Source organism: Mesomycoplasma ovipneumoniae, from assembly GCF_038095995.1.
Classification (GTDB): Bacteria; Bacillota_I; Bacilli_A; order Mycoplasmatales; family Metamycoplasmataceae; genus Mesomycoplasma; species Mesomycoplasma ovipneumoniae_F.
Genome location: NZ_CP146005.1, coordinates 109,177 through 132,611 on the forward strand (window position 1 = coordinate 109,177; position 23,435 = coordinate 132,611).

A 23,435-nucleotide genomic window follows, 5' to 3' on the forward strand; every position below is an offset into this window, starting at 1 on the left:
AGAGCAAGAATGATAAAGGGAAAATTCGGAAAGAGGGAATTTATACCAAGAGAAAAAATGTTAAATGTTGAAAAGGTACATTTTTTATATGGAGAAGCAATTAGATTTAGTAACCAAGGCAAAAAAACAATTAATTAAACTAGAATATATAGAAATTAATATTAAAAGTCGTTGTTCAATTCGAAACATGATTGTGAATGATGTTAAATTATCGCTTGATTGTAAATATGATGATGATGATTTTCCATTTCCAATTTTTTTGTACAATTACCTTTCCGAGCACTTCAATCCTAATCCAATTGAAAGAATTATTAGCTTAAATTATAAACAAGAAGATTATGTTTATAATTTAAAACTAGAAGATATCCCAAAAAGTGTGTTTTTTTCCAAAAAACTCAATAAATTTGGTTTTTATAATGATATTAGGTGTTTAATTGGCGGTTGAGCAAACAATGAATATTGTGATAAAAATGGAAAAGAAAATCTTGATCTTATCTCTGAACTTTATCCTTCGTATGGTTTACACGATGGTAAAGGTTTTGAAGAGGTTGTTGTTGTCTTTGAAAACTTTGATGATATTGAAAAATGCGAATTTTCAATTTCTTATCCGGTTGTATTTTCAAAAATATTTAAGTCAAAAGCCGAATTAAGAGAAGTTGAAGCTCTAATTATTAAGGAAATTCAGGAAAGTGTTCCTTTTGCAAAACCAAAAAATTTAGCAAATTACCATGAAAAAATCTTTGATTTTTTATCAAATAGATATGAATATAATTCAGAGTTTGTAGATATAAATAAAGCATATTTAGGACAAAATGTAGAAAATATCTACAATTTGTTATTAAAAGAGAATTATAATTTTGCCGAAAAAACCCGAATTCAACCAATTCAAAATGTATTTACTTTTGAAACTTATGAAAATTTGCTTAAAAAATTTGAAAAATACGGGATTAAAAAGCTTAATTTAAACATTGAAAATCGCGATAAATTTATTCTTAGTTGATTTGATAAATTTGGCCCAGAATATCGAAAGTATTGCATCGAACTTTTTGGAAAAGACGGTCAAACTTATTATGATCATGCGAATAATTGGACAAATAAAATCGAATTAATTTATTTGTTGCAAATTTTATTTGGCCCAAAATATTGAATTGAAGAACTAGATTTTTACCCTGATAAACCTGATTTTTATATTCTGCCAAGCTGAGCAAAATTAAAACTTGAAAATTTCGAAATTTTTTACTTTGGTGGACAAGAATACGGACTTTTTGATGAAATAATTTCCCAATTTGACTCAAAAAAGCCAGTTTTTTGATTTAAACCATATTACTACTCTGCCTATGGAGCAGGCGATGCATGAATTTTGCCAATTGCATTAAAAAATTTCATTTTATTGTATGTTGACGGTGAAAAAATTTATTACTGATTTGGCCATTCAAATTTATATAATAATATTTATCAAGGTAAATACGAAATTTTAAAATATTATTTCAAACAAAAATTAGTTAAACTTGAACAAGATATTTTTCTACGTGATGGTAATGATCCGACTTTCTTTGTTTCTAGACCGCTAAGGCAAAATAATTTAATTAAAAATGTGATTGGTCCATCTATGCAAGAATTAATTTTATATCGGGATGCGTTGAATAAATTTCTAAAAGGAACAGACCATGAATTTGGGTATTTTACAGACTTTCTAGAAAATACTAATTTATATACCCAGCAAGAAAAAGAATTAATTTTACAACCACACCTTCTCTTTTCTTGAGATTCTGATGATTGGACTGAATATTATGATGAAATTGCAAGAGTAGATTTTCGCGGTTATAAAAGCAAAAAATTTATTGAGATAGAAGGAGAATTGTAGATCTTTTGGGTGTGTTCATAATCTTGTGTTTTAAATTTTTATGGATTTTTCAAATAGAAATGTAATCTAATTTAATTTTACATTATTTAACCGATTAGGGAAAATAATTTCTAATTGTTTTTTAATCATGAATCAATTTCTTACCTTTTGTCATTTTGTAGATGCGTTTTGGAGAGTTAAATAAGTTATTTTTGAAAGGTAATTTACACTTTGAATTCCGCCTTTTGTTTTTGTATTTTTCCTAATTATTCTATTCATTGACTCAATTAAATTTGTCGTATAAATTGCTTGCCTCAATTCATATGGATATTTAAAAAATGTCGTTAGTTCAACGAAATTTGTATACCAAGACTTGATAATTGAAGGATATTTTTGGCCTCATTTTTCCGCAAATTTATCAAGATTTTGCATTGCAAATTCTTGATTAGCCGCTTGATAAATCTTTTTCATATCAAGGACAAACTCTTTTTTGTCTTTGTTAGAAACTTTTAAAAGCGAGTTTCTAATTTGGTGAACAACACATTTTTGAACATCTGTTTGCGGGAAAACCGCTTCAATTGCTTGACTAATTCCGCTTAGATTATCGCAAGAAATTATTAGAACATCTTCCAGCCCGCGAGTTTTTAGTTCGTTAAAAACATCAAGTCAATTACTTGCTGATTCGGTATTTTTAATCCAAAATCCCAGTGCTTTTTTATTTCCGTCCCAATCAATTGCAAGAATAAGATAAAGTGATTTTTTGACAAAAACACCGTTTTCTTTAACATTAAAAAACATCCCATCAATGTACAAAATTGGATAGGAATTCTCAATTTTTCGCGATTTTCACTTTTCAATTTCAGGCAATAATTTGTCAGTAACTGAAGAAATTCAGGCATTACTTATTTCTTTTTTATAGATACTTTTTATTGTGTTAACAATATTTTCATATGACATTCCTGATGCAAAAAGTGAAAACACTTGCTCTTCGATATCGCCTAAATTTGTTTCGTATTTACCGAGTAATTTGTTCTCAAAAGTGCCATTTCGATCTCTTGGTATTTTTAGACGAAAACTATTATGATTATAATTCACAGTTTTGTCCGAAAATCCGTTTCGCTTATTTGGCCTATGCACGCCTTTTTTGCTTCGGTTACTTTTTTCATAGCCTAAATGTTGGCTTAATTCCGCCCTTAAGAGCGCCTCAGTAAACCCGAGTTTCCCAGTTTCATAAGGTAATTTTAAAAAAGTATCTGGTTTTAGGGACTTTTTTAAGTTTTTTGGTAAAAGTTGGTTACAATTTTATTAGTGATTTATTAAGATATCAAAGTAAAAATCATATCTATTTCAAATGTTTGGATCGCTAGGGACACCATCGTGTTTTTTAAATATAATTTGCTGATCTAAAGTGTTAAATTCAACCCTTTGTCTTAATTTTTGCAACATCGATACTAAACCAACTTAGTTAATTTTTGTTTTTTCATAATTTATAATTATACCATAAAATTACTTAAAATGCTACCAAATGCTACTTATAAAATTAAGGTTTTACATTAAAAAAACACCGATTTACGGGTGTTTCTTCATATTTATATTCACTAAAAAGTGAATTTTTGTCTTAAAACTGGGAAACTCGGGAGAGCGCCTCAGTAAAAGTTTTAAACATATGCGAAATTTCGTTGTGAAAATCTTCTTTTTTTATTTTTTTATAATCAGCGTATTTGTCAACAAGTTTTTTAGCTTCTAACTCAAATGGGGATAATGTTTTTTGCTGTTTTTTCATATTTTGGTCCTTCATAATAAATTTTATCAAAATAAATTTACTTTAAAAACACAAAATATTTAACATTACCTGTTAATATTATTACTTTTTCATTATTAAGTCTAAGTGTTTTTAGTCTACTTTGACATTTTCAAAATACAAAAAACTATTCAGATTTTAAACTCACAACCCGTAATTTAGATTTATTAAATTCAAAAAACCGCTAAATTTTGCTGATTTAGCCCAAATTTTTTCAACCAAAAACCATGAAAATTCGCTTGTTATTAAGGCAAATATTAAAAAAGCCCAAACATATCTAAACAAAACAAGCACTAATTCAGTTCATCCTAATCAGATGATATTGAAATTCAAATTAATCAATATGGTCAGCTAATTTTAAATAGTTATTTACTTAAATTTGTTAACAAAAAAGTTTAGCTCTATTTTGAAAAGGGTGTACCAAAACTAAAATTTAAAGTTCATACTATTGATTTTAGTGAACTTCAAAATCAAGTTCGTGTTGAAAAACCTTCTTTTTTATAAATAAGTATACTAATAATAAAAAATGTTAAATGTTGAAAGGTGGATTTTTATATGGCATACCAATTAGATTTGAAGTCTAAAACAAGAAAACAATTAAAAAAACTAAAATATTTAGAAATTGATTTTCAAACTTATTGCTCAGTTGAACAGATATTTTCCGATGATAATGATTTACCCTGTGATCCCTATGAAAAATATCGAAGAATTCCACACTTTCGATGAGTTTATGTTATGGATTTTTGCGCGGTTGTAGACAATCCAATTGAAACTATTATTGGCTTAGATTACAAACGTGATGATTATGTTTATAATTTAAGGCTAGAAGATATCCCAAAAACAGTCTTTTTTTTAAAAAAATTAAAAGACTTTGGTTTTTACGATGAAATTAGGTGTTTGTCGCGTAGATGAACTGATAAAGATTATTGTCGAAAAAAAGAAAATCTAAGTGATGAATGTAAATGAGAACCCTATTTTTCGGACACTCCCTATGAGACTAAAGATTTTAGAGTGCTAATCGTTGCTTTTGAAAATTTTGATGACAAAGAAAAATGTGAATTTTCAATTTCCTTTCCCGCGGTTTTTCAAAAAATGTTCAAATCAAAAGATGAACTAAAAAAAATTGAAAATCTGATAATCAAGGAAATCAAAGAAAGTGTTCCTTATGCAAAGCCAAAAAATTTATGAAATTATCGCGAAAAAATCTTTGATTTTTTATCAAAAAGATATGAATATAATTCAAAATTTGCAGATATAAACAAACAATATTTAGGACAAAATGTAGAAAATATCTACAATTTGTTGCTAAAACAGGGTTATAATTTTGGCAAAAAAACCAAAATTAACCCCATTCAAAATGTATTTACTTTTGAAACTTATGAAAATTTGCTTAAAAAATTTGAAAAATACGGAATTAAAAAGCTTGATTTAAACATTGAAAATCGCGATAAATTTATTCTTAGTTGATTTGATAAATTTGGTCCTGAGTATCGAAAATTTTGCATCAACCTTTTTGGTAAAAAAGGTCAATTTTATTATGATAATTTGAATAAATGAACAAATAAAATTGAATTTATCTATTTGTTGCAAATTTTATTTGGTCCTAGATATTATTTTCCCACCGAGAATGTCGACCTTGATGAACCTGATTATTTTATTTTACCAAGCTGAACTAAACTTAAACTGGAAAATTTCCAAATTTTTTACTTTGGCGGCCAAGAATACGGACTTTTTGATGAAATAATTTCCCAATTTGACTCAAAAAAACCTGTTTTTTGGTTTAAACCATATTATCGTTCGGCTTATAGCACCAACACTGGCTGAATTTCGCCAATTTCCTTAAAAAATTTCATTTTACTGTATGTTGACGGGCAAAAAATTTACTACTGATTTGGCCATTCAAATTTATATGATGATATTTATCAAGGTAAATACGAAATTTTAAAATATTATTTTAAACAAAAATTAGTCAAACTTGAACAAGATATTTTTTTGCGAAATAACCAAGATCCGCAGTTTGTTTTTTCTTCTCCATCAAAATCAAATTATTTAGATAAAAATGTAATTGAATCTTCTATGGAAGAACTAATTTTATATCGTGATGCAATTAAAAAATTTCAAGAAGAAACAACTCATGAATTTAAGTATTTTGATGATTTTGTACAAAATTCGAGTTTATATAACCAACAAGAAAAGAAATTAATTTTAGAAGAGCATTTTGATTTTTCTTTAAGTTCTAGAGACAAAAATAACTTTTTTGATGAGATTGCAAAAACAGATTTTCGTGGTGATTATAGCAAGAAAGCCCGTGATGATGAAAAAATGTTTGCTGATCTTTTCGATGGTGAAAAACTTCGAAGCTAAAAATTTTAAATTCTTTTTTAAAATTTTTAGCTTTTTTTATTTTTGGTTATTCAAAAATAAATATTTTGTTAGAAAAATTTTATTTATTGGCAAAATTTGCTTGAATTTTTTATCAATTTATTTTTTAAGACGCTGAATTTTTAATGAAATTTTCCCTAAAAAGTTTTAATATATGCTATAATCTTAATGAGTAAAGAATTTGAATATGGTATATAAAAAAGGGGGGGCATGAATAAAAAACTGAAATTTTTTAAGTTTATTGTTAATATTATTGCTTTTTTATTACTAAGTCTAAGTGTTTTTAGCCTACTTTGACATTTTCAAAATACAAAAAGTTATTCAGATTTTAAACTCGAAACCCACAATTTAGATTTATTAAAATCAAAAAATCCGCCAAATTTTGATGAATTAGCCAAATTTTTCAACCAAAAACCAAGAAAATTCGCTTGTTATTAATGCGAAAATTAAAAAAGCTAAAACACAATTAAATAGAACAAGCACTAATTCAGACTCCGATAATCTATATGATATTCAAATTCAAATTAATCAAGATTGTCACCTAATTTTAAATAGTTTTTCACTTGAATTTGTTAACAAAAAAACTGAAGTTTATTTTGAAAAGTCGCACCAAAACTAAAATTTAAAGTTCATACTATTGACTTTAGTGAATTTCAAAATCAAACTCGTGTTAAAAAACCTTCTTTTTTATAAATCAGTATACTAATAATAAAAATGTTAAATGTTGAAAAGGTGATTTTTATATGAAAAACCAATCCCGAGTTTCCCAGTTTTAAGACAAAAATTCACTTTTTAGTGAATATAAATATGAAGAAACACCCGTAAATCGGTGTTTTTTTAATGTAAAACCTTAATTTTATAAGTAGCATTTGGTAGCATTTTAAGTAATTTTATGGTATAATTATAAATTATGAAAAAACAAAAATTAACTAAGTTGGTTTAGTATCGATGTTGCAAAAATTAAGACAAAGGGTTGAATTTAACACTTTAGATCAGCAAATTATATTTAAAAAACACGATGGTGTCCCTAGCGATCCAAACATTTGAAATAGATATGATTTTTACTTTGATATCTTAATAAATCACTAATAAAATTGTAACCAACTTTTACCAAAAAACTTAAAAAAGTCCCTAAAACCAGATACTTTTTTAAAATTACCTTATGAAACTGGGAAACTCGGGTAAATACATCAAAATTGCCGAATCTAAAGGCTTAAAAAATGCAATTTTGGCTTTTGCAGAAGAATTTAGAGAAATTTACAAAAACAAATCTAAAAGTAAAAAAGCGGATAAAGAATGAATGTTGCATATATACGCTAATAATTTGATAAGAAATTGGCAAAAAAAGTTTTTTATAATAATGATATGAAAAGTTTAATTAGTACTCGTGGAAAAATCAAATCTCCACGCAAACCAAAAAAGAAATATACAATTAACGATCTTTCTGAAAACGATCGTGAAGTTTACCAAGAAATAATTGAAACTGTTCTTAGAAAATACGGGGTTGACCCCGGGATTATTCTTGAGGAGCTCAAAAAACGAAAACAAGAACAAGAAAAAGATAAAAACAAAATCGAAAATTCCACTAGAATTTGTAGCGTTTTTAAGGTTAATCGCACTTCTATTTATGAGAAAATTAGGGTGAAAAAACCACCAAAGAAAATGATTTATGATGAAGACTTACTTCAGTGAATTCGCGAAAATTTTATTTTAAATCGAAAGGTAAAAGGCCGAGACATCCTATATAATATTTACATAAATCAGGGAAATTATGTAAGCACGTACGTGTTTCAAAAACACTACGAATTTTTAGGATTAAAATCACTAGCTTATAAAAAGCAAGGAAAACCAGCACCAAAAGAGAAAAAGTTTACGCGAATTTGGACTGAAGATCATATCAAAGGTGAATTTAGCTCAGAAAATTTTGGTGAAAAATGGTTTGCTGATATTAAATTTATCAAAATTAACAACGAATGATTTTATCTACACTCAATTATTGAAACAAAATCCAATTACTTGCTCAATTTTTCAATTTCTAAAACAAGATTTTCAGAAGAAACTATAAACTTAGTAAAACAAACAATCAAAAAGTACAATATTAAACCAAAATTTTTCCATTCAGATCATGGCGTGGAATATGCGAACTACAAATTTGCTAATTTTTTAAAGCAAAATGGTATCCAACAATCAATGTCGCCAAAAGGTAATGCACTTGCAAACCGTCCTATTGAATATTTTTATGCGGTTTTTCAACGAGAATTGCTTAATATTGAGGGCGAAAATTTTGAAAATGTGGCTATTGCTTATCAAAAAATAAGTGAATTTATTGATTGGTATAACAATGAAAGGCCTCAAAGTTGCTTATCATATAAAACTCCAAGTTATTATATGAGGTAAATTATTTGTCCAAATTTTTAAAATGAACATGCTAGAAAAAATTAACAAAAGCGGTGTAATCAAAATCATAGGTAAAAAACTAATTGTCTGAGATTTTTCTACTTATTTAGAATAATTAATAAATTTTGATATTGAATTAAGGGGGACTTGATTATGTTTTTTGCGTAAAAAAATCAGAAAATGCGAATTATCCATTATATTTTTAAATATGATGGAATGTCTTAAATTTAACCGTTTAGAAATCTTTAAATTTAGGGCTTTTGGTTATTGTTTTTTAGCTCTTTCAAAACTTCATATATTTTTTTAGGCTCAATGTAAGTAAAAACGAGTTTTCTATTTGCATTGAGTTTAAATAGTAGTTGTTTTTTTCTTTTATTATGGTTAGATTTAAAATTCAGTGTTTTTGCGTTGATAGTTATTTCCCTGGGTTTGCGAGTTTGATGGCAAAAATTAAGACAAAGGGATGAATTTAACACTTTAAATCAGCGTCTAAATTACACTGTAAAATGCAAAATTAGAATTTTAAAGTTTTTAGATTTTGCAATTTTAATGCAGTTAAATTTTCTTTAACTGTGAATTTGTTAGTGATTTGTCTAAAATTGATAGATTAATTTGTCTCTTTTTTAATTAAAGTAACAAAACTTATTTCGTCTTCACCTTTGAGTTTAATTAATTTTACCCCTTTTGTCCTACGACTAATTATTGGAACGCTATCAAGATCAATTCTAATTGCAAAGCCTCTTTTAGTGATAATTATTGCTTCCTGATCTGGACCAATTGTGCCGACAAAAATAAGATCGCCAGCCTTTTCGTCGTCTAGACCTTTTAGTCCTTTAGTTGCTCTTCCGGTTAGCCGATATTCTTCAACAGGAGTTTTTTTTCCATAACCATGTTTACTTAAATTAAAGACAAAATCATTGCCAAAAGTGTAACAAGCGCCAACTATTTCGCGTCCTTCTTCAAGAGCGATTCCTTTAACACCGATTGAAGCCCGACCGGTATTTCGCAATAATTTAATTGGCCAGCGATTTACAAGCCCTTGGGATGAGGCTAAAATAATATTGATTTCAGAATTTGCTGGCACAATAAAGGCTGATTTTAAATAATCACCCTCAACAAGTTTTAAAGCGATTTTTCCATTTTTTGGAATATAACTAAACTCTGAAAGTTCCGTTTTTTTAATATAACCAAAAGCAGAAACTGTGATAAGTCAATGATCTTTGTATTGTTGATTTCAAGGAATTAAAGCGCTAATATTCTCATCTTTTTGTACTTGTACAAGATTTAAAAAAGGGAGACCTTTTCCTTGTTTTGAACTATCAGGAATTTGGTGAGCCCGAAGTTTGAAAATTTTAGCCCGTGAAGAAATAATTAAAAGATCGCTGTGGGTGTTTGTAATGCAAACAGATTTTAGCTCGTCATCTTTGTATAAATTTGAAACTGAAGCACCAAAACCGCCACGATTTTGCAGGCGATATTCTTCTAAATTTAACCTTTTTACATAGTTATTTTGTGTCAGAGAAATAATTACTTTTTCATTAGGGATAAAATCTTCTTCATTAAGTCGTATAATTTCGGTAATAATTTCAGATCTTCGTGGATCACTAAATTGTTCAGCGGTTGCTTTGTGTTGGGTAATAATTAATTCAATTAGTTTTTCAGGTGATTCAATTATTGATTTAATTTCGTCAATTTCGATTTTTAGACTTTCAATGTCGCTAATTAATTTTTCGATTGCCAAACTAGTTAGCCGACCAAGACGCATGTCAATTATTGCTTTTGTTTGGACAGGATTTAAATTATAAGTTTGGGCTAATCTTTCTTGAGCAATTTGGTCTGAGCTTGAAGATTTTATTATAGCAATCACATTGTCAATATTTTCAATAGCAATTTTTAAACCACTTAAAATATTGAGTCTTTCGCTAGCTTTTTCCAAGTCAAAGTTCAGCGCACGAAGATTAATTTCTTTTTGGTGTTCAAGATAATGAGATAAAATTTCCTTTAAATTCATTAATTTTGGCACACCTTTTACAAGCGCAAGCATATTTATTGAATAACTAATTTGTAAATCGGTGCTGTGATAAAGTTTATTTAAAATAACTTCAGGATTAAATCCTTTTTTAATATCAAAAACAACACGAATTCCGTGACGAGTACTTTCATCACGAATATCTTTAATTCCAAGAATTTTCTTATTTTTTACTAAAAAAGCAACCTTTTCGATAATAGAAGGTTTTTTAACTTCATAAGGAATCTCGTAAAAAATAATTCGTGATCTACCTGAATTTAAGTGTTCAATTTTTACTTTTGATCTAATTCAAAAAGTACCTTTTCCGGTTAAATATGCTTGATTTATCCCTTTTTTTCCCGAAATTATTGCGCCTGTTGGAAAATCTGGGCCAGGAAGAGTCTCAATTAATTCATTAATGTCAATATTTGGATTTCTTGCAAAAGTAATGAAAGTTTCAATAATTTCGCCTAAGTTATGCGGTGGGATTTTGGTGGTCATTCCAACAGCAATTCCAGAAACCCCTGAAACTAATAAATTTGGAAATCGTGCTGGTAAAATTTCAGGTTCCATTTCACTTGCATCATAATTAGGTCTGAAATTTACAGTATTTTTTTTAATACCTTCAATCATTTTATTAGAAATTTTTGACAGTCGCGCCTCAGTGTAACGCATTGCCGCAGCTTCATCGCCATCAATTGAACCAAAATTACCGTGGCCGTCAATAAGTGGGTAGCGTAGTGAAAAAGGTTGAGCCATTCGAACCATTGAATCATAAACCGAAGCATCACCATGTGGGTGATATTTTCCAAGAACATCACCGACAATTCTAGCTGATTTTTTATAACTAGTTCCTGAAGTTATTCCAAGTTCGCTCATTGTGTATAAAATTCGTCTATGAACCGGCTTTAGTCCATCGCGAACATCAGGTAGAGCTCTTGAGACAATAACTGACATTGAATAATCAAGAAATGAAACTTTCATTTCATCTTCGATTTTAATTGGAACAATATTGTCAGTTACTGTTTCTAAAATTGTTGGTTTAACTTCGTAAATTTGGTCTGAGTCATCCGATTTGTCATCGTCATTATTTAAGCTAGAATCAATTTCCTTGATTTCTTCGTTATCTTTATGGTTTTTATTGTCCTCAATCATATATTTCCTTTTAAAAGCAATACTAATTTTAAAATTATACCATAATTTCCGGCTTTTTTTGAATTTTTGGTTGAAAAACTTCGAAAATTTTTTTAATTATGTATGCCAGCAAAATTAAAAAAATATTTTTGTTTAAATAATAATTAATTTAGTTTTGAAGGCAAAAATAATCTGTGCCAAAAGTTGAAATTTAAACCTTAGATAAAAACAGGGCTCAACTACAAAAAGTGTCGTAAAATACGACATTTTATAATAAAACTAATCCCTTTAATAGTTCAATTTTGGTCCTAATCCCGAGTTTCCCAGTTTGGTGAGGTAATTTTAAAAAAGTATCCAGTTTTAGGGACTTTTTTAAGTTTTTGGAAAAATTTAATTACAATTTTTTTACTGATTTATTAACACATCATGGTAAAAATCATACCTATTTCAAATATTCGGATCACTAGGAACACCATCGCGATTTTTAAATGTTATTTGCTGATCTAAAGTGTTAAATTCAACCCTTTGCCTTAATTTTTGCAACATTGTTACTAAACCAACTTCAGTTAATTGACTGTTTTCAAATAATTTTTTATCAGCAATATGTTTGTTGATTTTAAATATTATAGTTTTTAAAATAACTAGTGAGATAAAACACAAAAGTGTGTGAGCTAGAATATGCTCGTCAATTCTTAAAAATACGGGGCGAATATTCAATAAACCTTTTAGACTTCTAAAATTAGCTTCAATATTCCACTGTTTTTGGTATTTTCCAACTATGTCTAAAACATTCAAATTTAGTATATTTGTTTCATAAACATAGTAGCCATCAAATTGTTTGTCTTTGTCAATTTTGCTTTGATCCAATTCAAATTTCATGTTTGAAATTTCCTTAAAATATTTAGGTTTTTTACCAAACAATTTGTTTACTTCAATAAAACCGTCTTTATTTTGTTTTTTAATAAAACTTTGGATTTGCTCCTCGCGAGCTTTTCTGTCTTTTATCGCTCTTTTTGTACTGTAAGTAATAATTCTTCTTCTAATATTTTCGGTGTATCTTTTATTCTTATAAGATGAATAAAATTCTTCTTTTTTATACTTAAAATCCGCGCTTACATTAACATAATCGCTTGGATCTAGTAAATAATTTTTAAATTTTTGAGTCCCTACCTTTGCATGATAAGAAATAATGAAATTATAGTTTCTTGATTCAAGAAATCGAATATTTGCAGCAGTTGACATACCACGATCAGCGATTATTGTCATATTTTTTATATTATATTTGGATTCAACATCTAATACAAAAGGGATTAATGTACTAGAATCGCCGGTATTTCCTTTAAAAACTTTAATATGAAAAGGAATACCATTTTTATCACACGCTAAGCCAATGACAATTTGATCTTCTTTGAATTTAGCATCTTTAGAATAACCAGGAATTCTTAATCCATTTCTTTCAAATGTCTCAAAATAGACTGTTGATGAGTCAAAATAAAATTCACTGTCCCTTTTTCCAAGTTCACTTGTTACCATTTTATTAAGACTGTCTAAAAGTTGATTTTGTGACTCAAAAACAAGATCTAAGAGTCTATAAAAGCTATTTTTGGAAGTATTTATTTGATTTGAGTAGTCATCCTTTTTATCAAAAGCATTAATAATGCTGCCAGGATCGGTGATCCGTTTTGAAATTAAGTAGTTAAAAATTTCTTTCATATTTTTATGTCTACTTTTAGGAAGTGATTCAAAAATATTGTGCTTTTCAATAAGTTTTTCAATTAATTCCCCGCCAACAAAAACCGAACCTTCGATTATGGTGGAATTTTTAATAGAATCAAGTAAAGCAATCTTGACTTTATGCATGTCATCTAAATTTGAAAACAATTTCAATTTTTCTTTGATAATTTGAATAGCATTTGGATTAATTTTTTCCAAATTTTGCACATTTCCTAAACTAAATCACCGTTTTGGAGATTTGCCATAACCTTGTGTTCAGCCAACATATTTATATAGTTTATCTTTCGAGTTTCCTCAAACATTAAATAAAACCAAATTTTGCTTTTTCATAATTTATAATTATACCATAAAAATTAATTTAAAAATGTAATTAAACGGAATTAATAAAAAATAAGGTTTTACAGTAAAAAAACACCGATTTACGGGTATTTTTGCTTATTCGCATTCACTAAAAAGTGAATTTTTGCCTTCAAACTGGGAAACTCAGGATAGTTCAATTTTGGTCCTAATAATTCAAGAAAATTCCTTAAAAAACAAAAAAAACGAGCTTTGTAAGGCTCGAAATTTTCTAAAAATTGTAAAACAACTAGCTAAATTCAGTTATGCTTTTTACAAACTAGTGTTGGTGAAGTGTTAAAAGAATTAATGCAAAAACAATTCCAGCCGCAAAAAGAATAAGCGAAATATGCCATTGTTTTGAGGAATTATTCCTGAGGTGAATAAATTCGGGAACTAGTTCGATTATTACCACAAAACTCAAAATTGCTCCACCAGAAACATTGAAAAATGGAATTAGTCAACCAGTTTGAATAAAAAATCTATTCAAAAAAGCACCTATTACAATAATTGGAATTAAAATTAGCGTTGTAATTAAGTTGTAAATTACGGACTTTTTAATACTTTGACCATATTGAACTTGCCGATAGTGAATAATTAAAATTTCAATTAACATATGAGCGACAAAAGTTCCAATTAAATATCAATTAACTTCTTCTCCTGCAGTCACCCTGGCAATGACAGATCCTAATATAAATCCATCAATTGTTCGGTGTGAAAGTAGAAGTAAAATTGCAAGTCAAGCGGATTTTGGGCTGTCAATGTCAGAAAAATTTACAATGTGATCGCTATGATCGTGCTGTTTGTGATCCAAGTGCAAATCTTTTTTAAAAATGCGAATAAAAAATCAACGGGCAATAAAAACGCTTGTCAGACCTAAAATTGAGCCACCGCCAATTATTAGAATTTTAAATAAATTTTCTAGATCACCATAGCTATGAGCGAAATTTTCAGCGCCATTAAATCCTTCTTGCATAAGTCCGACTGTCGCAACCATCAACAAAAGACCGGTGCTTAGCGAATAGAGATAAATATTTGACGTTCGTTTAATTCGCGGTTTAACAATTGCAATCAAAAATACTATTAAAACCGGAATTGCTAGAATAATTAAAAGGAAAATTAGTAAATTTACAGTAAGGGAAAGATAAAAATCCGGATTTTGGTAAAAAATTGTTAATACCTTCTCTCTACATAAAAATAAATACTAAATTTTACAAGATAAATATTTTTTTTAACTAAAAAATATTAAAAAAAAATTAAAAATTAAAAAATGCCGTAATCTACGACATTTTTATTATAACTACTTATAAATTATTGGAGGTTGCAATTAGGTATGGTGGCTCCGACAGGAATCGAACCAGTGACACACGGTGCTTCAAACCGTTGCTCTACCAACTGAGCTACGGAGCCATGGCGGTCTAGACGGGGATCGAACCCGCGATCTCCTCCGTGACAGAGAGGCGTATTAACCACTTTACTACTAGACCTTGGTTGCGGAGGTAGGAATCGAACCTACGGCCTTTGGGTTATGAGCCCAACGAGCTACCTCTGCTCTACTCCGCTGTGTTAAGATTTTTTTTAAAATAAATGGCGGGCAATGAGGGATTCGAACCCCCGCGGGCTTTCACACCCCTGCCAGTTTTCAAGACTAGTCCCTTCAGCCACTTGGGTAATTGCCCATTTTGGTGGATCTAACTGGATTCGAACCAATGACCAACCGGTTATGAGCCGGATGCTCTAACCGCTGAGCTATAGATCCAGGCGATTTTGTTGTATATTATATGAAAATTGGTGGCTCCAAGGAGATTCGAACTCATGACCTTCCGGGTATGAACCGGACGCTCTAACCAACTGAGCTATAGAGCCAATGGTGGAGAGGAAGGGAGTCGAACCCTCTACCTCCTGCGTGCAAAACAGGCGCTCTAGCCAGATGAGCTACCCCCCCAAATGGTGAAGAAGACAGGATTTGAACCTGCGACCACTACGTCCCAAACGTAGCGCTCTGCCAAGCTGAGCTACTTCTCCAATTAATAATTATACACTATTTTTTGAAAAAGCAAAATTTTTTTATTTATTTTTTTTATTTTTAAAATAAAAAAATGGCGATCACGAGAGGATTCGAACCTCTGACCACAAGCTTAGAAGGCTCGTGCTCTATCCTACTGAGCTACGTGACCACAATTTACAATTATACCACTTTTTTAATAAAAAGATTTATAATTTATTGCATGAAAATAAATTGATTTCCAGGCCATATGGCAAAAAGCATAAATGACATAGAAAATAAAGCGCGAATAGCAGATCTTTTTATTTTAGTTGTGGATGGCAGATGCCCTATTTCTAGTCTAAATGAGAATTTTTTGCAAATTGCAAAACAAAAAATGACACTAGTAATAGTAACAAAAATTGATCTAGCTGATAAAAATAAATTTACTAAAATAAAAAAATTTTTTACGGATAAAAAATTTTTTGTTCTCTTTGTAAATTTACGAGATAATTCAGCTAGATTAGAAATTATATCACATTTAAATAAAATATTTAAAATAAAACAAGAAAAAAATTCAACTAAATTTTTCTCACCAAGTCTAAAATGTTTTGTTGTCGGAGTGCCTAACACTGGAAAATCAACGCTAATAAATTTAATCACAAAATCACAACTAAAAGTAGGAAACCAACCAGGAATAACGAGAAATAATCAATGAATTAGCTATGATAAATTTCTTTTTCTTGACACCCCTGGTATCCTATTGCCAAAAATGGATGATCAAATTTTAGCCGTAAAATTAGCTATTATTGGATTAATAAGGTGAGAAATTCTAAATATTAGTGATCTTTTTATTGAAGCATACAAAATAATTTCTGAACAATACCCAAATTTCATCACAGATTTAGAGCTAAAACCCTCACTAATTGATTCAGAAATTGAAGAAAACTTATTGATTTTGTGTAAAAATAAAAAATTTATAAATAAAAGCGGTCTAGATTTGCCTCGTTGTCGAAAGTGATTTTTAATGCATATTGGCAAACAAAAAATTACACTAGATTAATTTTTTAAGATAATTAAAGTTCATTAAAAAAATTTTTTTAGAATAGTTAATTTTTAAAAATATCTAAATTATTGTGTTAATTTAGGTACAAAAACGGGGCGTTTTTGTCGCTTTTTGTGACTCAAAAGCAAGTTTATTATTTTAGATTTTAACTTTATGCTTTTTAGGTTTTTTACTTTTAGAACTAAAAGAAGTCTATAAAATGGTTGCTTAAAATGCAAAAGAGTTTTTACCACAAACTATAAATAAAAAATTATTTGTCTGATTTTTCTACTAATTTAAACTTATATATGGTTTTTTTCTTTTGCATTTTCTTTTTATTTTTCTTCATACTTATCTAAATAATTGTTTTTTAAATCTTCCATTAGTTCAAGTCGACTAACGTTTTTATCAAAAACAATGCTTTTATTCTTAGGAAAAGCCAGGATTTGGAAGGCAACTTTCTCAAAACTAGATTCAGGAATTGTATTAAAATTTAGTGTTAAATCCGTCTTAAAAAATGTTGTCAAAAAAATATTATTATTTTCTGTTTTTCTAAAAACCAATTTTTCTCATTCAGCCCTTTTTGAAAAATTAGTAGGGGGCGATATGGGCTGGAGGACTGTTCCCCAAAATCGTTCATAACCAATTCGTTCCCAAGTTTCGTAAATAAAAATATTATTATTTTTTAGAAATTCATCAAGTTTTTCGCCGTTTAGAAATTTTTGTTCAAAATCAGAAATTAGATCATTTTGGTCAATTTTTAATTTAGGATCTAATTTTGAAATTCGGTCGATAATTGTTGTTTTAAATTCGTCAATATTTCTAATAATTGCATGTTTTTTTGGTAAAAAACTGTTAGATCAAGGATTAATTTTATTTGTAATTAAATCAAGAATTTTTGGCTTTAAAGTTTTAATATTATTAATTTCTTGGCTAAAATCGATAATTTTAAACATAAAAGAGGGGGATGAACCACTAATCTCGTTTTTTGACAAATTGTACTTTTTTGCGAGTTTATTATAAATTTTTTTAGCTTCTGTTTCAATTAATATTTTCTTCTTTTCATAATCTATAATTTTATCATTATCACCAGCATAAATTTTTTCATCAATATCCCTAAAGGTGATTGTTTTATTTTTAGGGTAGACTATAACATTAAAAAAAGGCGAATCTTTAAAAACTACATCGGGTTGAACTAGTTCTCCTTCTTTAACAAAATCTGGCACAAATCTTGTGGCTGTAATGTTTGAAAAACCATTTTCTTCAAAATAATAGTAGGTAACACGAGTTGGCCTTGAATATCTGACACGTTCGCGTATTATAATATTATTTTTTTCTAAGACTTTTTCAAGAAGCTCTCCTTTTAGAAATTTGTCTTCAAATTCTGACTTGAGTTCAGAAGTATTCATTTTGGCAAAATTAGGATTATTGTTTATAATTTCTTCAGTTCTATCAACAATATTTTTTTGAAATTGTTCGAGGTTTTCAATTGTTATTCTACTTTGTTCGCCAAGGAATAAAAATTTGTCTCGCTGCTTTTCGGGTTGATTATAAAACAGATTTAAGGCTGAAAAAGTTCCGTTTTTTGCATTAAATTCTTCATAATGCTTTGCTAGTAAATTTAAAAAATAGTGAGAATTGTAATTTTGGGGATTGTTAATTCCGTCATCTTTGTTAAAAATTTGTTTATCAATAAAATGAATTAAATTTCCGCAGGAAGTTAAGAAAAACGCCGGAATTAAAAGGGTTGTTCCTAAAAATTTAGTGAGAATTAGTTTAGTTTTCATTATTAACCAAATAAGAAAGTGCTAATTTATCTTCAACAGAATTATCAAAAGTTACAGATTTAAATTTTTTGACATAAAGCCGGTAGTAGCCTGATTTTTCTGCTTTAAAATTGATTAATTCATCATTGCTTTTAGAGCTTGTTGACCAAGAAACATCAACTCAATTATTATTTGAATCAAGTTTTTGCAAATACAAATCATAATCTGAAACAAAATTGCCATTTTGATTTTCTTTAGTAGCTTCTAACTTTAAACGCTCAGAATTAATATGTGTTTCTGACCATTTGTCAAAGTCATTTTTATGTTGGTTCATCTTAGATTTAGCATCTAAAATAGCAGCGGCACCTGCAACTGGTAAACCAATCGGAGTAAAAGGTGTTAAAAATCATCATCAACTTACGTAGCTGCTCTCGTTAGGTGCGCCTACTTTATTTTTTAAAAGACCAGCATTAAACATTCAAGACAAAGAAGCCTTAATTCTGTCGTTTGAATTTACTCAAAATGGTTTGCTAGTAAAAATTGTTTCCTGGTCTGATTTTTTTTGGTCGCTAATAAAGTAGGTATTTTCACTAGCTTTTAACATATTTTTAAAATCGGGAGTGCCTGAGCCATATTTTTCAAAATAACCATTTTTCTTTTTAGTTAAACCACTATGATCTGGCGAAATTGCCGAAGCAGATAAAATCGCTTTTAAGGCTATTAGTCTATTATCATCATTATCTAAATTTGGTTTTTCTCTTAGGAGTGTTGATATTAAGCCAGTGACAATAGGGGCTGCAAAACTAGTTCCATTAACAAAATCATCCTTAAAATGATTAGTAACAGGATTATAAATTCGTCCAGGAGCGACAACTAAAGGTTTGGCCAATTCATAATATTCTTGGCCAGTTTTATAATTTGAATAGTCAGCAATTTTGTTTTTCGCAATTTTTCAAGGCTCAGAATTATCATCGAGTGCGCCAACAACTATAGAATTTAAAGATAATTTTTTTTTATCTATTCAAGGGTGGTCTTCATATTTCTCATCAGAATATTCCCTTGCACCGTTACCAGCTGAAAAAACGTTAATAACACCATATTTTCTTGCTAAAAAATCAAGAAAAAAGGCGTCTTCTTTATAATCGTAAAAATCTTTCCCTGTGGCCCCATAACTGTGATTTATTACCCTAACATTATTGGTTTCAACCATTCATTCAATTGCTTTTTGTCACTGACTGTTAGTAGTAAATATAGACAAATAGGAAGTTGACTTGGTATCAATGCCTAGTTTACCGCCTAATATTAATGATACTAAAGTTGAATGATATGGTTCGTTTTCATCATACTTCGTTGTAATTGGTTTAATTCACTTATTAGTAGAACCCAAGTCGTTAATATGAATGTTATTATCATTAAAATAACTCTTAAAATCATAGTTAAATTCATGCTCAACTTCGATTGCGCCAACTTTTGTTTGTGGTGATTTGTAAGTTAATTTATCCTTATTAGCCTGTTCTTCAAAATTAACAATCTTAATATTTTTTAACAATGATTCTTTAAACTTGTCAATTCGAGTTTTAGGTAATAAATATTTAGGTAAATAATAGTTGTAACCATTTAGAAATTGATTATTATAATGAAACCAACTTAAAGGCTTTGTTTTTTTATCTCCTTCATTTTTATATACGATGTAACGACTAATGAACGAGTTTTCTATTGAATTTTTTACAAAAAACTCTCTATCATTCTCGGTATCAAAATAAAACCATACAATTGGTAATATTTTACTACTCTTCACTTCTTTGAATTTTAATCCTGATTTTTCTATTTTTTTAATAAATTCAAGATTAAAATTGCTTATTTCTTTAGACTCAGTACTCAAGAAATTAGGGTTTAATAGTAGTTTTAATTCGAATTGATTATCAAAATCATCAATTTTTGCCGAGTTACTTAACTGTTTTGCAAAAGGCTCTCTTATATCAATTTTATTACTAAAATTTGAAGAATATCAATATTTTTTAGTATCAAAATTTATAAGAAAAGAGTGATATATTAAAAAAATTGATGGCCAAAACACCAATAATAAAATTATTTTTTTAAATCTTGCTAATTTCATTTTTCACACCCAATTAAAATTATTTATAAAAATTATAACATGTTTTGTGGTTTTAATTTAATTATATTACTTTTATTAACACTTTAATTTTTTTATTGAAAACCCGACTTCTACTTTTAAATAAATATTTTATCATTATACTTTTATTAACAAATTATCACTAATAATCATGAGCTTTATTTATTAATAATTTTCAATATTCTAAAAAACTTTAAAATTCTTACAATAAATTATTGACCTTTTACAACATAAAAGAAATAAAATTGATCCAAACCTAAAAGTTACTTATCATATAAAAGCCCAAGTTTTATATTAGGGAAATTACTTGTTCGAATCTTTTAAAATGAACATGACAGAACAAAATTAACAAATGATTACAATCAAAATCATAAATAAAAAACTAATTGTCTGATTTTTTTCTACTAATTTAAACTTATATGTGATTTATTGGCACCGGTTTTCTTTTCTTTTTTCTTCATATTTATCTAAATAATTGTTTTTTAAATCTTTGATTAGTTCAAGTCGGCTAACGTTTTTATCAAAAACGATATTCTTATTCTTAGGAAAAGCCAGGATTTGGAAGGCAACTTTCTCAAAACTAGATTCAGGGCTTCTAACAAAATTTAGTGTTAAATCCGTTTGAAAAATTGCTGTCAAAAAAATATTATTATTTTCTGTTTTTCTAAGAACCAATTTTTCTCTTTCAGCCCTTTTTGAAAAATTAGTAGGGGGCGATATGGGCTGGAGGACTGTTCCCCAAAATGGTTCATAACCAATTTGTTCTCAAGTTTCGTAAATAAAAATATTATTATTTTTTAGAAATTCATTAAGTTTTTCGCCTTTTAGAAATTTTTGCTCAAAATCAGAAATTAGATCATTTTGGTCAATTTTTAATTTAGGATCCAATTTTAAAATTCGGTCAATAATTGTTGTCTTAAATTCGTCAATATTTTTAATAATTGCATGTTTTTTTGGTAAAAAACTGTTAGATCAAGGATTGGTTTTATTTGTAATTAAATCAAGAATTTTTGGCTTTAAAGTTTTAATATTATTAATTTTTCGGCTAAAATTGATAATAATAGACATAAAAAAGGGGGATGAAGTACTAATCTTGTTTTTTGACAAATTGTACTTTTTTGCGAGTTTATTATAAATTTTTCTAGCTTCTGTTTCAATTAATATTTTCCTTTTTTTTCTGTTCTTTATAATCTATAATGTTATCATTATCGTCGGTGTAAATTCCTTCGTCAATGCCCCTAAAAGTGATTGTTTTATTTTTAGGGTAGACTATAACATTAAAAAAAGGCGAATCTTTAAAAACTACATCGGGTTGTTCTAATTCTCCTTCTATAACATAATCTGGTATAAATCTTGTGGCTATAATGTTTGAAGAACCATTTTCTTCAAAATAATAGTAGCTAACACGACTTGGCTTTCAATATCTACCATGTTCGTTTATTATAATATTGTTTTTTTCTAAGACTTTTTCAAGAAGTTCTCCTTTTAGAAATTTGTCTTCAAATTCTGACTTGAGTTCAGAAGTATTAACATTTGCAAAATTAGGATTATTTTTTATAATTTCTTCAGTTCTATCAACTATATTTTTTTGAAATTGTTCTAAGTTTTCAATTATTAGATCATCAGGTTCGCGAAGGAATCAAATGTTGTCCCGTTGTTTTTCGGGTTGATTATAAAACAGATTTAGGGCTGAAAAAGTACCGTTTTTTGTATTAAATTCTTCATAATGTTTTGCTAGTAAATTTAAAAAATAGTAAGAATCGTAATTTTCTGGATTGTTAATTCCGTCATCTATGTTCAAAATCTGTTTAGTAATAAAAGTAATTAAATTTCCACAGGAAGTTAAAAAAAATGCCGGAATTAAAAGGGTTGTTCCCAAAAATTTAGTAAGAATTAGTTTATTTTTCATCATTAACCAAATAAGGAAGTGCTAATTTATCTTCAACAGAATTATCAAAAGTTGCAAATTTAAATTTTTTGATATAAATTCAATAGTACCTGTTTTTCTGTTTTAAAATTAATTATTTCATTCTCTGATTTCTTTTGGTCTCCAATAAAGTAAGTATTTTCACTAGCTTTTAACATATTTTTAAAATTATGATTGCCTGACCGATATTTTTCAAAATAACCAATTTTGCTTTTGGTTAAATCACTATGATCTATAAAAATTACCAAAACTGATAAAATCGCTTGTTACCTTCATCATATTCTCCTTATAATTTTGTTCTTATATTTTTAAGAAATTATATCATGATCTTCAAAAACAAGAAAGTAAAAATAAAAAAATATAATTTCATCATATTTTGCAAAAAAATTATATTTTTTTATTTTAATAGCTGTCTATATTTATAAATTAATAAATTTATATAAAGTAGCACTAATCCCTACAAAATTCCAATGACATCATCTAGATCGAAAAATCCAAAATCCCTGCTGTCGCTACTGTTTTTCAAATTATCGCCAACAGCAAAAAATTTATTTTCAGGTACTATTCCGTTGAATAAAAAAGTTGCGTTTTTGATAAAAGTTGCAACTTTTTTATCATTTATGTAAATTTCATTTTCTTTAACAGTTATTTTATCGCCTGGCAGTCCCAAAATCCTTTTAATTAAAACTATTTCTTTGTAATTAAAAGCGACAATATCGTTTCTTTTTGGTGATTTTACCCTATTAATAAAAATTTTTTGCCCGTGTTGAAGAGTTGGAAACATCGAGTTACCTTCAACATCAACTAACCTAAAAATAAAAGTAAAGAGAATAAAAACTGTTAGGGCAATTGAAAATGCTAAAGTCAACAAACCAAATAAAAAAGTTTTTTTATTAAAAAATTTTTTCTTTGGCTTATCAGTTACAAAATTATTTTTTCCATAG

General features: G+C 28.1%; 16 protein-coding genes, 9 tRNA genes and 1 pseudogene. 7 read left to right on the plus strand and 19 right to left on the minus strand.

Annotated elements, in window-relative coordinates:
- Positions 1-88: 88 nt before the first annotated feature.
- Positions 89-1,864: a hypothetical protein gene (locus tag V3249_RS00520; protein ID WP_337897114.1), complete on the plus strand. Its 1,776-nt coding sequence runs from the start codon at positions 89-91 to the stop codon at positions 1,862-1,864.
- Positions 1,865-1,930: 66 nt separating this feature from the next.
- Here the strand turns inward: V3249_RS00520 and V3249_RS00525 are convergent, their stop codons facing one another.
- The 3 genes from V3249_RS00525 to V3249_RS00535 all read right to left on the minus strand — a co-directional run bounded on the left by V3249_RS00525 (position 1,931) and on the right by V3249_RS00535 (position 3,626).
- Positions 1,931-3,130: an IS256 family transposase gene (locus tag V3249_RS00525; RefSeq protein ID WP_341517661.1), complete on the minus strand. Its 1,200-nt coding sequence runs from the start codon at positions 3,128-3,130 to the stop codon at positions 1,931-1,933.
- 18 nt (positions 3,131-3,148) lie between these two features.
- Positions 3,149-3,289, minus strand: a complete 141-nt coding sequence (locus tag V3249_RS00530; protein ID WP_252263094.1) for a hypothetical protein — start codon at positions 3,287-3,289, stop codon at positions 3,149-3,151.
- 172 nt (positions 3,290-3,461) lie between these two features.
- Complete coding sequence (locus tag V3249_RS00535; protein ID WP_341517569.1) at positions 3,462-3,626, minus strand: hypothetical protein; 165 nt, start codon at positions 3,624-3,626, stop codon at positions 3,462-3,464.
- A 573-nt stretch (positions 3,627-4,199) separates the two neighbouring features.
- Between V3249_RS00535 and V3249_RS00540 the strand changes: the two genes are divergently transcribed.
- From V3249_RS00540 to V3249_RS00560, 5 genes are all read left to right on the plus strand, one after another.
- Positions 4,200-6,008: a hypothetical protein gene (locus V3249_RS00540; protein ID WP_341517570.1), complete on the plus strand. Its 1,809-nt coding sequence runs from the start codon at positions 4,200-4,202 to the stop codon at positions 6,006-6,008.
- Positions 6,009-6,236: 228 nt separating this feature from the next.
- Positions 6,237-6,464, plus strand: coding sequence for a hypothetical protein (locus tag V3249_RS00545; protein WP_341513182.1), 228 nt, complete (start codon positions 6,237-6,239; stop codon positions 6,462-6,464).
- 510 nt (positions 6,465-6,974) lie between these two features.
- The gene (locus V3249_RS00550) at positions 6,975-7,115 is read left to right on the plus strand and encodes a hypothetical protein (RefSeq protein ID WP_252263094.1); all 141 of its coding nucleotides are present in this window, start codon (positions 6,975-6,977) and stop codon (positions 7,113-7,115) included.
- Positions 7,116-7,188: 73 nt separating this feature from the next.
- Positions 7,189-7,404, plus strand: a complete 216-nt coding sequence (locus V3249_RS00555; protein ID WP_341517571.1) for a hypothetical protein — start codon at positions 7,189-7,191, stop codon at positions 7,402-7,404.
- Positions 7,392-8,423, plus strand: a complete 1,032-nt coding sequence (locus V3249_RS00560) for an IS3 family transposase (protein ID WP_341517572.1) — start codon at positions 7,392-7,394, stop codon at positions 8,421-8,423. The genes V3249_RS00555 and V3249_RS00560 overlap by 13 nt, the downstream gene beginning before the upstream one ends.
- A 607-nt stretch (positions 8,424-9,030) precedes the next feature.
- On the opposite strand, the gene gyrA is transcribed toward V3249_RS00560, so the two are convergent.
- The 12 genes from gyrA to V3249_RS00620 form a co-directional block, all read right to left on the minus strand.
- Positions 9,031-11,586 carry a DNA gyrase subunit A gene (gyrA, locus tag V3249_RS00565; protein WP_341517573.1) on the minus strand — a complete coding sequence of 852 codons (2,556 nt, stop codon included), beginning with the start codon at positions 11,584-11,586 and terminating at the stop codon, positions 9,031-9,033.
- A 384-nt stretch (positions 11,587-11,970) separates the two neighbouring features.
- Entirely contained in the window at positions 11,971-13,629 is a 1,659-nt protein-coding gene (locus V3249_RS00570) for an IS1634 family transposase (protein WP_341517431.1), read from the minus strand.
- Positions 13,630-13,915: 286 nt separating this feature from the next.
- On the minus strand, positions 13,916-14,632 hold the full coding sequence (locus V3249_RS00575; protein ID WP_080684858.1) for a hypothetical protein: 717 nt from the start codon (positions 14,630-14,632) through the stop codon (positions 13,916-13,918).
- A 337-nt stretch (positions 14,633-14,969) separates the two neighbouring features.
- A tRNA-Phe gene (locus V3249_RS00580) sits at positions 14,970-15,045 on the minus strand.
- Between the two features lies 1 nt (position 15,046).
- Positions 15,047-15,122, minus strand: a tRNA-Asp gene (locus tag V3249_RS00585).
- A 1-nt stretch (position 15,123) separates the two neighbouring features.
- Positions 15,124-15,198, minus strand: a tRNA-Met gene (locus tag V3249_RS00590).
- A 25-nt stretch (positions 15,199-15,223) separates the two neighbouring features.
- Positions 15,224-15,314 (minus strand) — tRNA-Ser (locus tag V3249_RS00595).
- A gap of 4 nt (positions 15,315-15,318) precedes the next feature.
- Positions 15,319-15,394, minus strand: a tRNA-Ile gene (locus tag V3249_RS00600).
- 30 nt (positions 15,395-15,424) lie between these two features.
- Positions 15,425-15,501: transfer RNA gene (locus V3249_RS00605), tRNA-Met, on the minus strand.
- Positions 15,502-15,503: 2 nt separating this feature from the next.
- Positions 15,504-15,580 (minus strand) — tRNA-Ala (locus V3249_RS00610).
- 3 nt (positions 15,581-15,583) lie between these two features.
- Positions 15,584-15,660, minus strand: a tRNA-Pro gene (locus V3249_RS00615).
- Between the two features lie 75 nt (positions 15,661-15,735).
- Positions 15,736-15,812, minus strand: a tRNA-Arg gene (locus V3249_RS00620).
- A gap of 51 nt (positions 15,813-15,863) precedes the next feature.
- On the opposite strand from V3249_RS00620, the gene ylqF reads away from it, so the two are divergent.
- Positions 15,864-16,682 (plus strand): ribosome biogenesis GTPase YlqF, encoded by an 819-nt coding sequence (gene ylqF, locus V3249_RS00625; RefSeq protein WP_341490641.1) that lies wholly within the window; start codon positions 15,864-15,866, stop codon positions 16,680-16,682.
- A gap of 317 nt (positions 16,683-16,999) precedes the next feature.
- Here the strand turns inward: ylqF and V3249_RS00630 are convergent, their stop codons facing one another.
- The 4 genes and pseudogenes from V3249_RS00630 to lepB form a co-directional block, all read right to left on the minus strand.
- Positions 17,000-18,451, minus strand: a complete 1,452-nt coding sequence (locus V3249_RS00630) for a hypothetical protein (RefSeq protein WP_341517574.1) — start codon at positions 18,449-18,451, stop codon at positions 17,000-17,002.
- Entirely contained in the window at positions 18,441-20,546 is a 2,106-nt protein-coding gene (locus V3249_RS00635) for a S8 family serine peptidase (RefSeq protein WP_337896834.1), read from the minus strand. The genes V3249_RS00630 and V3249_RS00635 overlap by 11 nt, the downstream gene beginning before the upstream one ends.
- Positions 20,547-20,990: 444 nt before the next feature.
- Positions 20,991-22,473: pseudogene (locus V3249_RS00640) on the minus strand (hypothetical protein).
- 475 nt (positions 22,474-22,948) lie between these two features.
- A complete protein-coding gene (gene lepB / locus V3249_RS00645) occupies positions 22,949-23,359 on the minus strand; it encodes a signal peptidase I (RefSeq protein ID WP_337896835.1) in 411 nt (136 codons plus the stop codon).
- Between the last annotated feature and the right edge of the window lie 76 nt (positions 23,360-23,435).